The organism is Ruegeria sp. CG11 (assembly GCF_056537245.1).
In genome coordinates this window covers 1,087,169-1,104,541 of the sequence record NZ_JBQFRE010000001.1, presented here as the reverse complement: position 1 = coordinate 1,104,541, position 17,373 = coordinate 1,087,169, and the positions used below count along the sequence as shown (strand labels likewise).

Here is a 17,373-nt window from a genome sequence, read left to right as displayed (position 1 = left end):
GCATGGCCTTACCGTCCAGCAAAGATAACGCAGGGGAGAAAGTGAACATGGCCACCATTGACTACTATTTTGCGACAATTTCGCCATTCACCTATCTGGCGGGCGCACGGCTTGAAGAAATCGCGGCCAAGCATGACGCGACGATCAACTACAAACCGCTGGATATCATGGCCCTGTTCGCACGCACCGGGGGCACGCAGCCGAAGGATCGACATATCTCGCGCGTCGAATACCGGGCGCAGGAATTGCTGCGGCAGTCCAGGAATTTGGGCCTGGAGTTCAATATGCAGCCCGCACATTGGCCGACCAATATGGCGCCGTCCTCTTATGCCGTGATTGCGGCGGCCAAGGATGGGTCTGGCGATGTGGGCAAGCTGGTCCAGTCTCTCCTGCGCGCCTGTTGGGCCGAGGAGAAGGACATTGCACAGGATGACGTGATCCGCGATTGCCTGTCTCAAGCCGGATTTGATCCGAACCTTGCGGATAGTGGCCTGCTTGTGGGTGCCGAAACCTATGCCGCCAATCTGGAAGAGGCTGTGGATCGCGGCGTCTTTGGTGCGCCCTTCTATATCACTGAGGATGATCAGAGGTTCTGGGGACAGGATCGGCTGGACGATCTAGATCGGCACCTGGCCGAGATGAAAGGGTGAAGGACCTGTCACCGGTTCATGTCAGAACCTTGGGGCAGGGCGCGCGAAATGTGCTGGCCCTGCACTGCACGATTGCGCATTCCGGTGCGTGGTCTAGTTTGGAAGGGGCACTGGAGGGTGAGGCGACCCTGATCGCTCCCGACATGCTGTCGCATGGGCGCAGTCCGGATTGGGACGGGCAGGGCGATTTTTTCGACCTCGCGACGGAAGCGGCGGTCGCACAGCTGACCGAGCCGATGGACGTGATCGGCCATTCCTTTGGCGGCATGATCGCGTTGCGCCTTGCGGTCGAACATCCAGACCTGATCCGCAGCGCTGTGTTGATCGAGCCCGTGTTCTTTGCTGTCGCGAAACAAGATGCGCCCGAGTTGGTGGCGAAGCATGACCACGAGGCGCAGTCCTACACCGATGCTCTGGCCGCCGGAGACATGGCGCTGGCCGCGCGCCTGTTCAACAGAATGTGGAGCACCGATGACAGCCCCCGCTGGCCAGACCTGCCCGAGCGTACGCGTGCCGCGATGGTGCGAGGCGTGCACGTTGTTCCCGCGGTAGAGGACGTTCTGTTTCAGGATCAAAAGGGGTTGCTGAACACCGGTATTTTGGACCGCGCAACCACGCCGGTTCTGATCCTCAGCGGATCAAAGACGCACCCAGTGATGCCTGCGATCGGTCAAGGGTTGCAACGACGGCTACCGAACGCGTCCTGCGCCGTGGCCGAGGGCGCAGGTCATATGGTGCCGATTTCGCATCCGCAAGACACAGGGCGTTTTGTGCGGCAGTTTTGGCGGGATGCCCGCGACCGTTAAAGCAGGGCGAGGAACCGGTCGATATCCTCAGCGCTGATCGACCAGTCGCAGACCAGACGGCAGGCGAGGATTTCCGCATCATCGGCCCCGTCCAGTTCCGTCCCCCACAGGTGATAGACGGCACCCGCGTCGTGCAGCTGTTTGTGCCGCGCGCGCGAGAATTGCGCGAAGATCATGTTCGCCTGCGGTTCGAGCAGGAATGAGGCCCCCTTGGCGCGCAACCCCTCGGCCAGACGGGCACAATTGTCATTGGCCTGACGTGCCAGTTTCAGCCACAGATCATCCTGCAGATAGGCCGCCATTTGCGCCGACAGATAGCGATGCTTGGAAAACAGATGCGCCCCGCGCTTGCGGCGCAGTTCGAACTCCCAGGCTTTGGATTCGTCAAAGAAGACAACTGCCTCGACCCCCATCAGCCCGTTCTTGGTGCCGCCAAAACTGACCGCGTCCACGCCCGCCTTCCACGTCATCTCGGCCGGAGAGCAGTTCAGCGCAACCAGCGCATTGGTGAACCGCGCGCCGTCCAGATGCACTGGCAGGCCGTATTCCTTGGCCACACCGCTCAGCGCCTGCAATTCGGCCAGCGAATAGACCGACCCACGTTCCGTGACCTGCGTGATCGACACCGGCCCGCGTTGGGGGCCATGCACGCCGCGCGTTTCTTCGGCCAGGATAGAGCGGCGCAGGGCCTCGGGGTCCATTTTATCGCCGCCCGGCACCAGTGTCAGTTTTGCACCACTGTAGAACTCGGGCGCGTTGCACTCATCCTCGTGGATATGCGCGACCGGCGAGCAGAATACCGTATCCCAAGGGTTTGCGAGCGTCGCCAGTGCCAGCGAATTCGCTGCCGTTCCGGTGGCCACCAGATAAACCGCCGCGCCCGGAGCCTCGAAGATACCGCGAATGCGATCCCGCACCTCGTTCATCAGCGTATCGGCGCCATAGGCCATCTGATAACCTTCATTGGCCGCGTTCAATGCGGCCATGACCTGCGGGTGAACCGGCCCGGAATTGTCAGAGGCGAAATACATCAGCTGGGCTCCTCGATGATATAGTCTTCCCACTCTTCAAGCGGTGTTTCGAACTCGGACACCGTGCGCCCCTGAACCGACATTCCGGCGGCGTGCACGCTGTTCGGCGTACCAGATATCAACGGGTGCCAGTCGTAAAGAGGTTTACCTTCCCACAGCAGCCGATAGGCGCAGGTCTGCGGCAGCCAATAGGCGTGGTCGTCAATGTTGTCGGGCTTCATCACGATACATTCCGGCACGAACTGGTGGCGGATGTCGTATTGGGTGCAGCGACAGGTCTCATCGTCCAGCAGGCGGCAGGCGACGCAGGTCAGGGCGACCTCGCCTGTATCCTCGTCTTCCAGCTTGTTCAGGCAGCATTTGCCGCATCCGTCGCACAGCGCCTCCCACTCGCGCTGGTTCATCTTGGTCAGCGGTTTGCGTTCCCAGAAGCGGGGGCTCAGGCCGTTGCGATCAATCGGATCGGCGGTCATAGCGCAGCCAGAATGCTGCGGGCCTTGTCGCAATCGGCATCCATCTGGGTGATGAGACCGTCCAGCCCGTCAAAGGTCATCTCGGGGCGCAGATAGTCGATCAGGCCGACCGACAGGGTCGCGCCATAAAGATCCCCCGAGAAGTCGAACAGGAAGGTTTCGATATTGGGCACTTCGCCATGGAACATCGGTCGCGTCCCGACCGAGGCCGCGCCGTGATAGCTGCCCTGATGGGGGCCGTCCAACACATCGACCAGCACCGCATAGACGCCGAATTTCGGCGGGTGCAAGCCTTCGATGGACATGTTTGCAGTGGGGAAGCCCAGCTCGCGGCCACGCTGTTCGCCACCGATCACTTCGCCCTCGATCCGGTGCCAATGGCCCAGCATGGCGGCGGCATCGCGCGGGCGGCCTTCCGACAGGGCAGTGCGGATTGCTGTCGAGGACACCACGTTCTCGGACCGTTCCATCAGCGGGGCAATGGTGACGCCGAACCCCATCTCCTGCCCAAAGCGGACCATGTCATCCGCCGTCCCGCTGCGGCCTTTGCCGAAGCAGAAATCGGCCCCCACCACCACATGCGACAGGCCCAGCCCGTCGCAGATCACGTTGCGAGCGAATTCCTCGGGTGTCAGTCCGGCCAGGGCGGCGTTGAAGGGCAATTCGTACAGCTTTCGCACACCCAGCTTTTCCAAACGGTGCGCGCGGGCGTTGCCGCGCATCAGGCGAAAAGGGGGCGCGTCGGGTGCAAAGTACTCGCGCGGGTGGGGTTCAAACGTCATTACACCCAAAGGGGCATCCGGGGCGGCATTGCGCGCCAGTTCGATCACCGACTGATGGCCGATATGAACGCCGTCAAAATTCCCGATCGCCACACTGGCGCCGCGGTCCTGAGGCTCGATAAACTGGAAATCCCGGATAATGCGCATAGCGCCTGCCTATCGGGACTGCGGGGCGGGTTCAAGCGTCTGATTGCGTCGTCAGGGTCGGACCAGCCAGACCAAAAATCTCTGCTTCGCCGCATCCGTAGGTTTGGCCATTGGGGGCACAACTCATTCGGTGCATCCTAGCTGATTTGTATTGATGCGTTTTCGATCAGTTTGAGTAGCCTGATAGGCCGACCTCAAGTTTGTAGAGCAATACGTCAGGCGGTATCAAAATGATATTAAACTTAATGAACAAGTTACCACTGGAAGAGAGATGAAGAAGTTCTTGTTTATTGGAATATGTGCGTGCTTGCTAACAGAGGGACCTGTGTCTGCTGTTTCGCATTTTGGGTTCGTGTCAGGCGATGAGATTGCACACGGAGGTGGCTGCCATAGAGACTCTCCGCCCGGGAAATGTTGCCATGCAGGCAAAAAGCCTTTGCATTGTCACTAAAGTAAAGGGCATCAATGCGACGCCCTTTCCACCTCAACTCAAGTCAGTCGAACTTGCGCGACGGGGCCAGCACCATGGCCTCACCGATCAGCACTTTCTTACCGTCGACCGAGCAGTGGCAGTCCAGTTTGACCCGACGCTTTGAAAAGTCGATGTCGATCACCTTGACCTCGGCATAGACCATGTCGCCAGGGCGGACAGGGGCCAGGAACTTCAGCGACTGACCCATGTAAACCGTACCGTGACCAGGCAGTTGTTCCCCAATTACGGCCGAGATCAGGCCCGCAGTCAGCATCCCATGCGCGATGCGGCCCTCGAAGATCGTGTCGCGGGCATAATCGTCATCCAGATGCACCGGATTCCGGTCAGTCGAAACCTGCGCGAACATCTCGATGTCTTCATCCGTCACCACTTTGCGCAGGTGACGGGTCATGCCCATTTCGATGTCTTCGATACAGATCGTGCCGCGCGGAAGATTGTCCAACATGTCGCCCTCACTTAAATCCGTAGGGCAACAAAACAACCGAAGTCACCCCTGTTCGGCAACTTTATTACTTCGCAGTCGCAGAAAATCAAGTCTTTTCTGACTATCTTAAACGGCCGATTGTATAGGTGGGGTTGATATTTTCCCTTGCAATATAATCAGTTAGAGATTCGTGGTGCGGATGGTGCTCAGTTTTTGTTTCGGCCGCAGCCAATCCGCCCGAGATGAACAGAGAATCAATCCCCTCTCCCATGCCGCCCAGAATGTCGGTATGGGGGCCGTCACCGATCACCAGAATGTCGCCATCGGGGATGTCATGACCCATTTCCTGTAACCGGCGGCGGGCCAGATCGTAGATCGGCGGATGCGGCTTGCCGAAGTACAGGCTCTCTCCACCCATCTCGGTATAGAGCTTGGCCAGCGCGCCTGCGCACCATTCCCGGACCTCGCCCCGGTCAACCACGATATCGGGATTAGCGCAGAGCAGCTTCATGCCCTTTTGCTTGGCATAGAGGAAATCGGGACGGTTGACCGACGGGCCCGCCATCGGATCGAACGGGCCGCAGCAGACGATGCCTTCGGCCTCGTCCAGAGGGACGCGTTCGATGTGGATGGGGTGGTGCAGCAGTTTCAGCGGTTCAAAGAACCCGGCGTCCCGTTGCCATTCCCCCATGAAGTAGACCTTTTCGCCCACCGCACCCCGGAACATCGCCGAACGTGCGGAATCGCCGCTGGTGGCGATAGTGTCATAAGCTTCGGCGGGGACATTGAACTGTACCAGCTGTTCAGCCACGCCCGCGCGCGGTTTTGGAGAATTCGTGACCAGCACCACAACCCCGCCCTTTGCGCGGTAATCCTGCAGGGCAGCGACGGCCTCGGGGAAGGCGGTGATACCGTTGTGGACACAGCCCCAAAGGTCGACAAACAGCGCCTTGTAGCGGCCGGAGACTTCGGAGAGGGCGTGGATGATCTGGGTCATTGAAGGCCTCGGGGAGTTAATAGTGAAGTTGCCTCAGCTATCGCAAAGCTGGAGTGTTTTGACCATCCCGCAATGCTGATTGCCGCCTAAATACGGCGCCAGTCAGTTTTCTTCGGTGATTTTATCCACGTCAGGTGCTTGCTGGACGGTATCGGTGCCCAGAATGATCTGCGCGCCTATCCGGTTCTGGAACCGAACGACAACCAGATAACCCGGTCCAAGCTCCTCTCGCAGGACGTCAACCAGAGGTGTCTCGCGCAGGCTTTCCGGCAGAAGCCCCACGATTGAAGAGACTTTGTAGGCCGCTTCGATCGGAAGGTCGACGATCAGCCAGATATCGGCGTGTTTGCTTTTTGCGTTCACATCGACGCGTATGATCTCGACTGAGACCGGGTCGGCCCAGTCGCGGATGGTTTGGGCAAGCTGCGCCTCGGTCCGGGTTTCGAGATAACGGTTGTAGGTGGATTTACCCAGTTGTAGGACGACGAAAGCCAGAAAGGCCAATGTCACCGCGACACTGGCGGTGAAATTCAGTTTGCGGCGCCCCTTGCTGAACACCACCGAGCGGGCTGCATAGACGATATAGACGGCACACGCGGACAATATGATTGCACCCAGATTCGTGGCGAACAGCAATCCTGCCTCATAGGCCTCGGCCGGTTCGCCGAAATAGAGCAGCACACCTGAGGCTGATAGGGGAGGCACCAGCGACACGCCGATGGCCGCTCCGGGCAGAAGGCTGGCTTCGGACCGGTTGATCTGCACATATGCACCTGCCACGCCCGCGGCCAGTGCAACGATCAGATCTTCGGTGCCGGGATCGGTTCGGGCCAGAACCTGATCGGGGATCAGAATGCCGCGCGGAACGTCAGCGACATAAACAAGACACCAAGCGAGCAGAACGCACAGAACTGCCGAACCGCAAACAATCAGGGCGAGGTTGAACGCGCGACCCAGCCAGCCCATGACCATGGCTGAGGCCACGCCCAGAATAGGGGTCATCAATGGGGCCACCAGCATCGCGGCGATGACCACAGCTCCGGAATTGCGCAGCATTCCCATTGTGGCGATCACCACCGACAGCGTCAGCAGCATGGCAAAGCGTCTCCAATAGGCCGCTTTGTCATTGCCTTCAAACCGCAGGATGCTGCGTGTTGTGCTGAACTTGCGCGTACTCATACTTTGGATCTGATACCCCTTGTACCAATCAGAGTAACAACGGAAGCGGTTTGCGCAAATCCCGTACTGCAATGAAAAAAGGCGCCCACTTGGGGCGCCTTTTCTTTGATGTGTTCCGAAGATCAGACTTTGAGGTTCGGAATGATCTGCTTTTTGCGGCTCATGATGCCGGGCAGGACCACGGCATCGCCATCGACCGATGCGCCAAAGCTTTTTTCGGCTACGCCTTTGACCAGATCGTTCGGCACCAGCAGGGTGGCTTCTTCGTTCAGGATGTCGACCACGAACAGCAGAACCTGATCAACGCCATCTTCCTTGGCAACGTCTACCATCGAGTCAGCCAGGCTGGCCTTGCGGTCCAGCACGACGCCGGGTGCGGTGGTTTCCAGAACCGAGACGCGGAACTTGGTGCCGTCAACTTCGTATTCCTTGCTGTCCATGCGGATCAGTTCGGCGTCCGAGAAGGACGACACGTCCGATTTCGCCGCGAACATGTCGGCAGCATAGGCCGAAACGTCCAGACCCAGATCGGCGGCCAGTTTCTCGGCCACGTCGCGGTCATGCGCGGTGGTGGTGGGCGAGCGGAATTCCAGCGTGTCCGACAGGATGCAGGTCAGAGCCGCGCCTTTGATGGCTTCGGGCATCTTGGCGGCGTCGTCGCCCATCAGGTCGACCATGATGGTCGCGGTGCAGGCCAGCGGGCGCACGGTGATGTCGATCGGGCCTTTGGTTTCCAGTCCACCGACCAGCTTGTGGTGGTCGATGATGGCGCGGATGTCGGCGCTGTTGACGCTGGCGGGCAGCTCGGCCGGGTTGTTGGTGTCGACGATGACAACCGGCGCGTCGGCTTCGACGTCGTCGATGATGCGCGGCTTGGGCAGGTCCCAGCGCTGCAGCATGAACGCGGCTTCGGTGTTGGGTTCGCCCAGCAGAACGGGCTCGGCCTGTTCGCCTTTGACTTCGTTCAGGTACCATGACCACAGGATCGGAGAGCCGGTGGAATCGGTGTCGGGGGATTTATGGCCAAATACAAGAGTTGTCATGTCAGCGTCCTGAGGATGATAAATTTGCGCGCCTTATAGGGCGGTCCGCCGGGGTTGTCACCCGGCAGAGTTTACGCTGCGACGGTTGGTCTGGATTTCGCTGGCTTCAGGTCAAAAGGGCGCGCGGATCAGGGTGTATCCGGCCTGTTGCAACTGGTTCAGCAGGCCGTGTGTGTCGCTAAGATGCCCCGCGCCCACGGCGATCACGGCGGTCTGATCCTGAATGTTCAGAATATGCGGCATCCAGTTGTTGTTCCGCTCGATCAGCAGGTATTGTTCGAACGCACCCCATTCCTCGTCAAAAACTTCGGGTGCCATGCCGGAATACTTGCGCGCCATGACGCGACCCAGTTCAATGGAATGCGCGTGATTTTCGTCAAAGTAGGCATTTTTCATGGTGGCCATTTGGTCGTCGCTGTTTTGATACGCATTGGCCATCCGCGCCAGCGATTCCGCCTGTTCTTCGATGGTGTGGATTTCGAACATCGCCATCAGTTCCTCGATGCTCTCCAACGAGAATTGCGGGATGCCGTTTTCTTCGGCCAATTCGGTCAGGCGTGCGTCCAGCCCGCGACTGGCCTCCGGGTCGCCAATAAGACACGCAGGCATGGCCAGCGTCATGCCTAGAAACCAGGGGCGCATTTTTGCCCCCATCCAACTGGGTATGCCGCGCTCGTCCAATGCAGAAGACAGAGTCGCCCACGCGTCTTTGGGCAGCAGGTCAATCAGGGTGGGGCCGGACGTGATCATGATCGGGCTCGGGTCTAGGGCCAGTTCCTGTTCCCAAGCGTCCATTTCGTTCCGAGTCACTTCGAAATAAAACGCATCGGCCTGGCTGAGTGTCGGCGTCAGGCGTTCGACAATTGCGTCCATGCGCGGATCGTTCAGGTGTAGCGTGCCGATCAGATGCAGCACCGTGTCGCCCTTGGTCGCGATCCAGTGGTTGCCATCCGGGTAGGGGACACCTTCGAGGGCCTGTTCCAGTTCCGCCCACGCTGCGGGTGTCAGATCGGCCTTCAGATCACGCCCTTCGCACGCGGCCTGAACGGTGGCGGGCAACAGCAGGCAGATCAGGAACAGGAACAGGCGCATGTGTATCATCCCGGTGGTGTCATCGTTGCCGAACCTTGCCCCGGTGCTAGGTGGTATGCAAGGCAGATCAGAGGCTTGCATGTGGCCTCTGGCATTCTGTAGCAAATCGCCTAGCATGCGGTCATGGACCGCGAGCAGGATCTCTACCCCCCTATCAAGGCGCTATTGGAGCGTCAGGGCTATACCGTCAAAGGCGAGGTCGGCGCGGCCGATGTCGTCGCGTTGCGGGATGGGGGTGAGCCAGTGATCGTAGAGCTCAAACTGCGGTTTTCTCTGGCGCTGTTTCATCAGGCGATCACGCGGCTGAAAGTGACCGATCAGGTCTATATCGGCGTGTGCAAACCCAAAGGACGCACAGCCCGGCGGGCGCTGAAGGATAACCTTTCGCTGTGCCGTCGTCTGGGCCTGGGGCTGATCACCGTTCGGGCCGATGGCGCGGTCGAGGTGCAATGCGATCCCGGCCCCTATGCGCCGCGCAAGAACAAGACCAAAGCGGCGCGGTTGCTGCGAGAATTCGGCCGATTGGAAGGTGACCCCAATGCCGGTGGTGCCACCCGGCACGGCATCGTGACAGCCTACCGCCAAGACGCCTTGAAATGCGCGGCTCATCTTGCCGAATGTGGCGCCACCAAGGGGGCCGAGGTGGCGAAAGCGACCGGAGTACCCACGGCCACGCGCCTGATGCGGGAAAACCATTATGGTTGGTTTGAGAAGGTTGAAAAGGGCGTTTATGTGCTTACCTCTCAGGGGGCGGAAGGGTTGAAGCATTGGGCCTATAGCTGGGAACAGGCCGACTGATCCAAGCCGCAAAAAAATCCATCACAGCTTGTTGACTCGGGGTTTTGAACTCCCTAGCTATGCGTCGTTATCACTCTCTACCTTCGAGTGCTAACGCCTCGCCGTCCGGTGAGGGGAGGATAGATAAACTTTGAGCCCAAGGAGCTGCAAAGATGGCATTGAAACCGCTTCATGACCGCGTGCTGGTTCGCCGTACCGAAAGCGAAGAGAAAACCGCAGGCGGCCTGATCATTCCTGACAGCGCAAAAGAAAAGCCCAGCGAAGGCGAAGTCGTCGCGACCGGTGAAGGCGCACGCAAGGACAGCGGCGAACTGATCGCAATGGCTGTGAAAGCTGGCGACAAGATCCTGTTCGGCAAATGGTCGGGCACCGAGGTTCAGGTCAACGGCGAAGAGCTGCTGATGATGAAAGAAAGCGACATCATGGGGATCATCGAGTAAGCCCGCGCGCTTCTCTGATCTTCATTCCCAACTTATTTCTCAAGGAGAAACGACATGGCTGCAAAGGACGTCAAGTTCGACACCGATGCCCGTAACCGTATGCTGGCAGGTGTGAACATCCTGGCCGATGCTGTTAAAGTGACCCTGGGCCCCAAAGGCCGCAACGTGGTTCTGGACAAATCCTTCGGCGCACCGCGCATCACCAAAGATGGTGTTTCGGTTGCCAAGGAAATCGAACTGGAAGACAAGTTCGAAAACATGGGCGCGCAGATGGTGAAAGAAGTCGCCAGCCGCACCAACGACGAAGCCGGTGACGGCACCACCACCGCAACCGTTCTGGCCCAGGCCATCGTTCGCGAAGGTCTGAAGCAGGTTGCAGCTGGTCTGAACCCGATGGACCTGAAGCGCGGCATCGACCTGGCAACTGCCAAGGTTGTTGAAGGCATCAAGTCGGCTTCGCGCGAAGTCAAAGACTCGTCGGAAGTCGCTCAGGTCGGCACCATCTCGGCCAACGGCGAAGCCGAAATCGGCCAGCAGATCGCAGACGCGATGCAGAAGGTCGGCAACGAAGGCGTTATCACCGTCGAAGAAAACAAAGGTCTGGAAACCGAGACCGATGTTGTCGAAGGTATGCAGTTCGACCGTGGCTACCTGTCGCCTTACTTCGTCACCAACGCAGACAAGATGATCGCAGAGCTCGACGACTGCATGATCCTGTTGCACGAAAAGAAACTGTCCTCGCTGCAGCCGATGGTTCCGCTGCTCGAGCAGGTGATCCAGTCGCAAAAGCCGCTGCTGATCATTGCTGAGGATGTTGAAGGCGAAGCGCTGGCAACTCTGGTTGTCAACAAACTGCGCGGCGGCCTGAAAATTGCTGCTGTCAAAGCACCGGGCTTCGGCGACCGCCGCAAAGCCATGCTGCAGGACATCGCAATCCTGACCGGCGGTCAGGTCATCAGCGAAGATCTGGGCATGAAGCTCGAGTCCGTCACCATGGACATGCTGGGCACCGCCAAGAAGATCGAGATCACCAAAGACGAAACCACCATCGTCGACGGTGCTGGCGAGAAAGCCGAGATCGAAGCACGTGTTGCTCAGATCCGCACTCAGATCGAAGAAACCTCGTCGGATTACGACCGTGAGAAGCTGCAAGAGCGCGTTGCCAAACTGGCAGGCGGTGTTGCTGTTATCCGCGTCGGCGGCATGACCGAAGTTGAAGTGAAAGAGCGTAAAGACCGTGTGGACGATGCTCTGAACGCAACGCGCGCTGCCGTTCAGGAAGGCGTTGTTGTTGGCGGTGGTGTTGCTCTGGTTCAGGCCGGCAAAGCACTGGAAACTCTGGAAGGCGCAAACGCTGACCAGAACGCAGGCATCAACATCGTTCGCAAGGCAATCGAAGCGCCGCTGCGCCAGATCGCTGAGAACGCAGGTGTTGACGGTGCTGTTGTTGCGGGCAAAGTGCGCGAATCTTCGGACGCAGCATTCGGCTTCAACGCTCAGTCGGAAGAATATGGCGACATGTTCTCGTTCGGCGTGATCGACCCGGCCAAAGTTGTCCGTACCGCTCTGGAAGACGCGGCATCGGTTGCTGGCCTGCTGGTTACCACCGAAGCAATGGTTGCCGACAAGCCGCAGAAAGACGCACCTGCTGCAGGCGGCATGCCCGACATGGGTGGCATGGGCGGCATGATGTAAGCTGCTTTAGCCTTAGCACTTAGGAACGGGGTCGCCTTCGGGCGGCCCCGTTTTTTTTTGTTTCATCGCTCGTGCAGGTATGTGAGTGTCCAAGTCACCACGAAACCGCTAAGCGTTTGTTATGAGACTTTTCCTTCTCACTGCCCTGACCATGTGCGCCTTTGCGGCGAACTCGATCCTGAACCGTCTGGCCATTGATAGTGGTGCCAGCGATCCTGCGGGGTTCGCCGTTGTTCGGGTTCTGGCCGGGGCTGTGGTGCTGGCCGCTCTGGTTTTGCTCCGAGCGGGACATCTGCCGCTGCGCAACCGGCGCAGGATCGCGGGGGCAGGGGCATTGTCGCTTTATATGATCGGGTTCTCGCTGGCTTATCTGACGCTGGATGCTGGGCTAGGGGCATTGATCCTGTTCGGTGTGGTGCAGATCACTATGTTTGCCGTGACATCTGTGACAGGAAACACCCCGACTTCCCGCCAGATTGCCGGTGCCACGATTGCGCTGGCAGGCTTGGCCTATGTGCTCTGGCCGTCCGGTGTCGTGCAGGTTGACCCAAAGGGTGCAGTGCTGATGGCGGCTGCGGGGGTCGGCTGGGCGATCTATTCTCTGGTCGGGCGATCTGAACCGGATGCCTTGGCAGGGACAGCGGCCAATTTCATCGTTGCCCTGCCGGTGACCGGGTTGGCCCTTTTGGCTAACGGAGCAGAATGGCAGATGACCGGTTCGGGCTACTTGCTGGCCGTGATCTCGGGCGGCGTCACATCGGGGATGGGGTACGCGCTTTGGTATCGCGTTCTGCCGCAACTGGCCCCGACCACGGCAGCGGTGGTGCAGCTGAGCGTTCCAATAATCGCCATTCTCGGTGGCATTCTCCTGCTGGGTGAGATCGCCAGCCTGCGCCTGATCCTTGGGGCATTGCTGGTTCTGGGCGGCATTGCGTTGGCCGTCCTGCGCCTAACGCCGCGCTAGGGGTTTCATCACCAACGCTTAGGGCTTATCTGGCGGCTATGAGATACCTGCTTGCCCTGTTTCTGTTCCTTGTTCCGGCCGTGGCCCAGGCAAAATGCGTGGTGCTGCTGCACGGGCTTGCGCGGACCGAGGCGTCGTTCACCGTCATGGAGCAGCTTTTTCAGGCGCACGGATATAACGTGGTGCGTCCCGGCTATCCCTCGACGGACCTGCCGATTCCGGAGTTGGCCAACCAGACCTTGCCGGATGCCTTGGAGGCCTGTGGAGACGACACGGCAAATGTCGTGGCGCACTCGATGGGTGGGATTCTGCTGCGCTATTGGCTGCAGGACCACAATCCTGAAAACCTAGGCCGTGTGGTCATGCTCGGCCCGCCCAATCAGGGCAGCCAGCTGGTGGATGAACTGGGCGCCTGGGAGGTGTTCGGCATGTTGCACGGCCCCGCCGGCCTTGCGCTGGGCACCGGCCCCGAAGGCATCCCGCGCCAGCTGCCGCCGGTGGAATTCGAACTGGGCGTGATCGCGGGTGAAAACTCGCTGAACCCGGTGTTTTCGTCCATGATCGACGGTCGGGACGACGGCAAGGTCTCAGTCGAGACGACCAAGGTCGAAGGGATGAAGGATCACATTGTCCTGCCGGTGACCCACACCTTCATGATGAACAATCCGCGTGTCATGGCGCAGGCGCTGCATTTCATCGAGTACGGTCAGTTTGATCCTCAGATCACCTGGCTGGACGGGGTGTTGGATATCATCGACGAAATCTGCATCGGGCGGGATTGCTCGGAACCTGCTTCGGAGCCCTCGCAATGACTGCTTTGAACCTGACCCTGACCGGCGCAGAGGTGCTGTTGCCGGAGCAGGGCCTTGTGCCTTCCGAGTTGGCCATAGGGGATGGGGTCATTCAGCCGGACCGTGCCGGGCGGGAAATCGACCTGTCGGGCTATCTGGTGTTGCCAGGGATCATCGATCTGCACGGGGATGGGTTCGAACGGCATATCGCGCCGCGTCGAGGGGCGATGAAACAAATGGACGAGGGGATCCTCTCGGTCGAGGCCGAGCTGGCGGCCAATGGTATCACCACCGCTGTTCTGGCCCAGTTCCACAGCTGGGAGGGCGGCGTGCGCGGCCCGGAATTCGCAGGGCAGGTATTTGACGCCATTGCTGCGGTCAAAGATCGTGTGGTCACCGACCTGATGCCGCAACTGCGGTTTGAAACGCATATGCTCGACGACTACGCAGGCCTGCCTGAACGTATTGCCGAATGGCAGGTGCCCTATGTGGTGTTCAATGACCATCTGCCGCATGACCGACTGGCTGAGCGACGCAAACCGCCGCGCCTGACCGGGCAGGCGCTCAAGGCCGGCCGCAATCCTGAGAAACACTTCGAACTGTTGCTGTCCATGCACGACCGACGGACCGAGGTGCCTGCGGCACTGGACGCGCTGTGTGCGGATCTCGCCAAACAGGGCGTGCGCATGGGCAGCCATGACGATGCCACTGCGCAAACTCGCGCTGGCTGGCGTGCGCGGGGGGCACAGATCGCCGAGTTCCCCGAAACGCTCGAAGCGGCCGAGGCCGCGCGTGCTTCGGGCGACTACATCATTCTGGGCTCGCCAAATGTGGTGCGCGGGGGATCACATAAGGGCAATGTCAGCGCGCTGGACCTGATCTCGATGGGGTATTGTGATGCGCTGGCCTCGGACTATCACTATCCCAGTCCCAGACGTGCGGCGCTGATGCTGGCCAAGTCCGGATTGGTGGATATGGCTGGGGCCTGGGCGTTGGTGTCGTCAGGCCCCGCACGAGTGCTTGGATTGGATGATCGGGGGACTTTGGCCGTCGGAAAACGCGCTGACCTGACAATACTGGATAAGCAGACCCACCGCGTAGCCGCAACTCTGGCCAATGGCTGCGTCAGCTATATGGCCGGAGACATCGCGGCCCGTTTCATCGGCTGATCCGCGCTTCATCTGGCCAAAAATATCCCCGCCGGAGGCATCGCGCGTCAGCGCGTTACCCTAGCGCGAGATGCGGTTGAAATGCCCCATCTTGCGGCCGGCCTTGACCTCGGCCTTGCCATAAAGGTGCAGGGCCACATCGCGTTCCTGTGCCAGTTCCGGTACACGGTCCATGTCGTCGCCGATCAGGTTCTCCATGACCACATCCGAATGCCGTTGCCCGTCGCCCAGCGGCCACCCGGCTACGGCGCGGATATGCTGTTCGAACTGATCTACGGCGCAGCCGTTCTGCGTCCAGTGGCCCGAGTTATGCACCCGCGGCGCAATCTCGTTCACGATCAGACCGGCGGGGGTCACGAACAGCTCAACGCCCATGACACCGACATAGTCCAGCGCGTTGAGGATATTGGCGGCCAGCAGCACGGCATCCGTGCGCTGCGCCGGACGCAGGCGGGCCGGGACCGTCGTGGTGTGCAGGATGCCATCACGGTGCACGTTCTCGCCGGGGTCGAAACAGGCAACCTGTCCATCCAGCCCGCGCGCGGCGATGATCGAAACTTCGTGCGTGAACTCCACGAATCCTTCAAGGATTGACGGCGCACCTGCCATATCGGCCAGAGCGGTCTCGGCGTCTTCGGGCGCACGCAACCGTGCTTGCCCCTTACCGTCATAGCCAAACCGGCGGGTTTTCAGGATGGCGGGCGTGCCGATCTGTTCGATCGCTGCGTTCAGGCTGTCCAGATCGGTGATATCGGCAAACGGTGCGGTTTGCAGACCCAACCCCTGTAGAAAATTCTTCTCTGTCAGACGGTCCTGGCTGACCCGCAGCGCCTCGCGTCCCGGGCGGATCGGGCGATGGGATTCCAACAGGTCCAGCGCCTCGGTCGGGATGTTCTCGAACTCATAGGTGATGACATCGACCGACTCGGCAAAGGCGCGCAAGGCGTCCGCATCATTGTAGGCTGCGGTGGTCACCCGGTCGGCGACCTGCCCCGCGGGCGGGTTTGCACCGGGTTCGAAGATGTGGCTCACAAACCCCAGGCGGGCTGCCGCCACGGACAACATCCGGCCCAGCTGACCGCCGCCCAGGATACCGATCTTCGCACCGGGTTTAAGTGTGTCGGTCATTCTTTCGTCTCCAACCGTGATCCAATCGCCGCCAGAGTCGCGCGCAACACATCATGGGCGCGACCGGACTGCAATCCATCTGTCATTTGCAGGCTGAGCGTTCCCTCAGTTGCCAAGGCGTCGCGCTCTGTGGCCAGCCGCCCCGACGTACCCGTTTCCATCGTGGACAGGAACCCTGACAATAGCTGAGTTGTATAGAATTCGGCGGCATCCGCGTCGCCGGTTTGCTCGGTCAGCCACGCCGCACCGGTCGCCATCAGATCAAGCATACCGGGGACCATCGCGCAAATTGCGAAATGCGCATTCAGCGCTGCCTCGTCCGAAACTGCTACGACCGGGTTTTCCGGCTGGAACAAATCGGCCAGCAGAGTTTCATTTCCAAAGGCTGCCAAGGGGCATCCGCCCTGTTGCAGGAAACCCAGAGGGATCGTCTGCACGAAATCCGAGGCCGGGGCGCAAAGCTGCGCCAGTTGCTGCGCCGATACCGCAGCCATGACCGAAACGATTTTCTGGTCAGTGCGAAACGTCAGGGTTTCCAGGATGCCAGGCGCAATCTGCGGACGCAGGCACAGGAACACGATGTCCGAGGTGTCGATAACAGATTGGGCATCGGTGACCGCCACACCCAGTTCGGCCTTAAGGGCCGCCGAAACGTTGGTGTTGCGTTCGGTGACGGCTATGGAATGCCCTTTCGAAGCCAGAAACCGAACCATCGGAGCCGCAATGTGTCCGGTTCCGATAAATCCGATCCGACTCATCCCTGTGGCTCCTCAGGGATCGAGGCCGACAACGCCTCACGCCACGCGTCCAGCCGCTGTGCCAGCGCATCATCCTGCAAGGCCAGAATACCGGCGGCCATCAGGCCCGCATTTGCACCGCCGGCCGATCCGATCGCCATGGTTGCCACCGGGAAACCCTTGGGCATCTGGACGATGGAATACAGTGAATCGACACCCGAAAGCGCCCGCGTTTGCACCGGTACGCCAATCACCGGCACACGGGTTTTGGAGGCCATCATGCCCGGCAGATGCGCGGCACCTCCGGCCCCGGCGATGATCACTTGCAGGCCGCGTGAGACGGCGGTCTTGCCGTAATTCCACAACCGGTCGGGGGTGCGGTGCGCCGAGACGATGCGCTTTTCATACGCAATGCCCAGCTCATCCAGAATGTCTGCGGCTTCTTTCATCGTGGGCCAGTCCGACTGGCTGCCCATGATGATCCCCACTTTCACTTCGCTCATCTGCTTGCGCCCCTGCCTTCTGAAAGAGCGC

19 protein-coding genes are annotated in these 17,373 nt (G+C 60.0%); 8 read left to right on the top strand and 11 right to left on the bottom strand.

Going from position 1 to position 17,373, the window contains the following annotated elements; translation table 11 throughout:
- Positions 1-47 precede the first annotated feature (47 nt).
- A complete protein-coding gene (locus tag ACR0KW_RS05525; RefSeq protein ID WP_480804088.1) occupies positions 48-650 on the top strand; it encodes a DsbA family protein in 603 nt (200 codons plus the stop codon).
- Positions 647-1,456, top strand: a complete 810-nt coding sequence (locus tag ACR0KW_RS05520) for an alpha/beta fold hydrolase (RefSeq protein ID WP_480804087.1) — start codon at positions 647-649, stop codon at positions 1,454-1,456. Before ACR0KW_RS05525 ends, ACR0KW_RS05520 begins: the two co-directional genes overlap by 4 nt.
- Here the strand turns inward: ACR0KW_RS05520 and ACR0KW_RS05515 are convergent.
- The 8 genes from ACR0KW_RS05515 to ACR0KW_RS05480 all read right to left on the bottom strand — a co-directional run bounded on the left by ACR0KW_RS05515 (position 1,453) and on the right by ACR0KW_RS05480 (position 9,117).
- A complete protein-coding gene (locus ACR0KW_RS05515; RefSeq protein WP_480804086.1) occupies positions 1,453-2,487 on the bottom strand; it encodes a threonine aldolase family protein in 1,035 nt (344 codons plus the stop codon). The two genes, ACR0KW_RS05520 and ACR0KW_RS05515, sit on opposite strands and share 4 nt — an antisense overlap.
- Positions 2,487-2,960 carry a YcgN family cysteine cluster protein gene (locus tag ACR0KW_RS05510; protein WP_480804085.1) on the bottom strand — a complete coding sequence of 158 codons (474 nt, stop codon included), beginning with the start codon at positions 2,958-2,960 and terminating at the stop codon, positions 2,487-2,489. Before ACR0KW_RS05510 ends, ACR0KW_RS05515 begins: the two co-directional genes overlap by 1 nt.
- Positions 2,957-3,889, bottom strand: coding sequence for a bifunctional riboflavin kinase/FAD synthetase (locus tag ACR0KW_RS05505; RefSeq protein ID WP_480804084.1), 933 nt, complete (start codon positions 3,887-3,889; stop codon positions 2,957-2,959). Before ACR0KW_RS05505 ends, ACR0KW_RS05510 begins: the two co-directional genes overlap by 4 nt.
- 494 nt (positions 3,890-4,383) lie before the next feature.
- Positions 4,384-4,827, bottom strand: coding sequence for a MaoC family dehydratase (locus ACR0KW_RS05500; protein ID WP_170325944.1), 444 nt, complete (start codon positions 4,825-4,827; stop codon positions 4,384-4,386).
- Positions 4,828-4,927: 100 nt separating this feature from the next.
- Positions 4,928-5,803, bottom strand: a complete 876-nt coding sequence (locus ACR0KW_RS05495; protein ID WP_480804083.1) for an HAD family hydrolase — start codon at positions 5,801-5,803, stop codon at positions 4,928-4,930.
- A gap of 102 nt (positions 5,804-5,905) precedes the next feature.
- A complete protein-coding gene (locus ACR0KW_RS05490) occupies positions 5,906-6,982 on the bottom strand; it encodes a DUF389 domain-containing protein (RefSeq protein ID WP_480804082.1) in 1,077 nt (358 codons plus the stop codon).
- Between the two features lie 122 nt (positions 6,983-7,104).
- Positions 7,105-8,025 carry a manganese-dependent inorganic pyrophosphatase gene (locus tag ACR0KW_RS05485; protein WP_480804081.1) on the bottom strand — a complete coding sequence of 307 codons (921 nt, stop codon included), beginning with the start codon at positions 8,023-8,025 and terminating at the stop codon, positions 7,105-7,107.
- Between the two features lie 111 nt (positions 8,026-8,136).
- Positions 8,137-9,117 carry a TraB/GumN family protein gene (locus tag ACR0KW_RS05480; RefSeq protein WP_480804080.1) on the bottom strand — a complete coding sequence of 327 codons (981 nt, stop codon included), beginning with the start codon at positions 9,115-9,117 and terminating at the stop codon, positions 8,137-8,139.
- A 123-nt stretch (positions 9,118-9,240) separates the two neighbouring features.
- Between ACR0KW_RS05480 and ACR0KW_RS05475 the strand changes: the two genes are divergently transcribed.
- From ACR0KW_RS05475 to ACR0KW_RS05450, 6 genes are all read left to right on the top strand, one after another.
- Positions 9,241-9,915: a DUF2161 domain-containing phosphodiesterase gene (locus ACR0KW_RS05475; RefSeq protein ID WP_480804079.1), complete on the top strand. Its 675-nt coding sequence runs from the start codon at positions 9,241-9,243 to the stop codon at positions 9,913-9,915.
- Positions 9,916-10,067: 152 nt separating this feature from the next.
- A complete protein-coding gene (groES, locus tag ACR0KW_RS05470) occupies positions 10,068-10,355 on the top strand; it encodes a co-chaperone GroES (RefSeq protein WP_039523824.1) in 288 nt (95 codons plus the stop codon).
- Between the two features lie 54 nt (positions 10,356-10,409).
- A complete protein-coding gene (gene groL / locus ACR0KW_RS05465; protein ID WP_480804078.1) occupies positions 10,410-12,050 on the top strand; it encodes a chaperonin GroEL in 1,641 nt (546 codons plus the stop codon).
- Between the two features lie 121 nt (positions 12,051-12,171).
- Complete coding sequence (locus ACR0KW_RS05460; protein ID WP_480804077.1) at positions 12,172-13,014, top strand: DMT family transporter; 843 nt, start codon at positions 12,172-12,174, stop codon at positions 13,012-13,014.
- 38 nt (positions 13,015-13,052) lie between these two features.
- Positions 13,053-13,826 (top strand): alpha/beta fold hydrolase, encoded by a 774-nt coding sequence (locus tag ACR0KW_RS05455; protein WP_480804076.1) that lies wholly within the window; start codon positions 13,053-13,055, stop codon positions 13,824-13,826.
- Positions 13,823-14,974, top strand: coding sequence for an alpha-D-ribose 1-methylphosphonate 5-triphosphate diphosphatase (locus ACR0KW_RS05450; protein ID WP_480804075.1), 1,152 nt, complete (start codon positions 13,823-13,825; stop codon positions 14,972-14,974). Before ACR0KW_RS05455 ends, ACR0KW_RS05450 begins: the two co-directional genes overlap by 4 nt.
- 60 nt (positions 14,975-15,034) lie before the next feature.
- Here ACR0KW_RS05450 and ACR0KW_RS05445 read toward each other — a convergent pair whose 3' ends face one another.
- Genes ACR0KW_RS05445 through purE form a run of 3 tightly spaced genes read right to left on the bottom strand, consistent with a single transcriptional unit; the run spans position 15,035 to position 17,342 of the window.
- The gene (locus tag ACR0KW_RS05445) at positions 15,035-16,102 is read right to left on the bottom strand and encodes a 5-(carboxyamino)imidazole ribonucleotide synthase (RefSeq protein ID WP_480804074.1); all 1,068 of its coding nucleotides are present in this window, start codon (positions 16,100-16,102) and stop codon (positions 15,035-15,037) included.
- Positions 16,099-16,860, bottom strand: coding sequence for an NAD(P)-binding domain-containing protein (locus ACR0KW_RS05440; RefSeq protein WP_480804073.1), 762 nt, complete (start codon positions 16,858-16,860; stop codon positions 16,099-16,101). Before ACR0KW_RS05440 ends, ACR0KW_RS05445 begins: the two co-directional genes overlap by 4 nt.
- Positions 16,857-17,342 carry a 5-(carboxyamino)imidazole ribonucleotide mutase gene (purE, locus tag ACR0KW_RS05435; protein WP_480804072.1) on the bottom strand — a complete coding sequence of 162 codons (486 nt, stop codon included), beginning with the start codon at positions 17,340-17,342 and terminating at the stop codon, positions 16,857-16,859. The genes ACR0KW_RS05440 and purE overlap by 4 nt, the downstream gene beginning before the upstream one ends.
- Positions 17,343-17,373 lie beyond the last annotated feature (31 nt).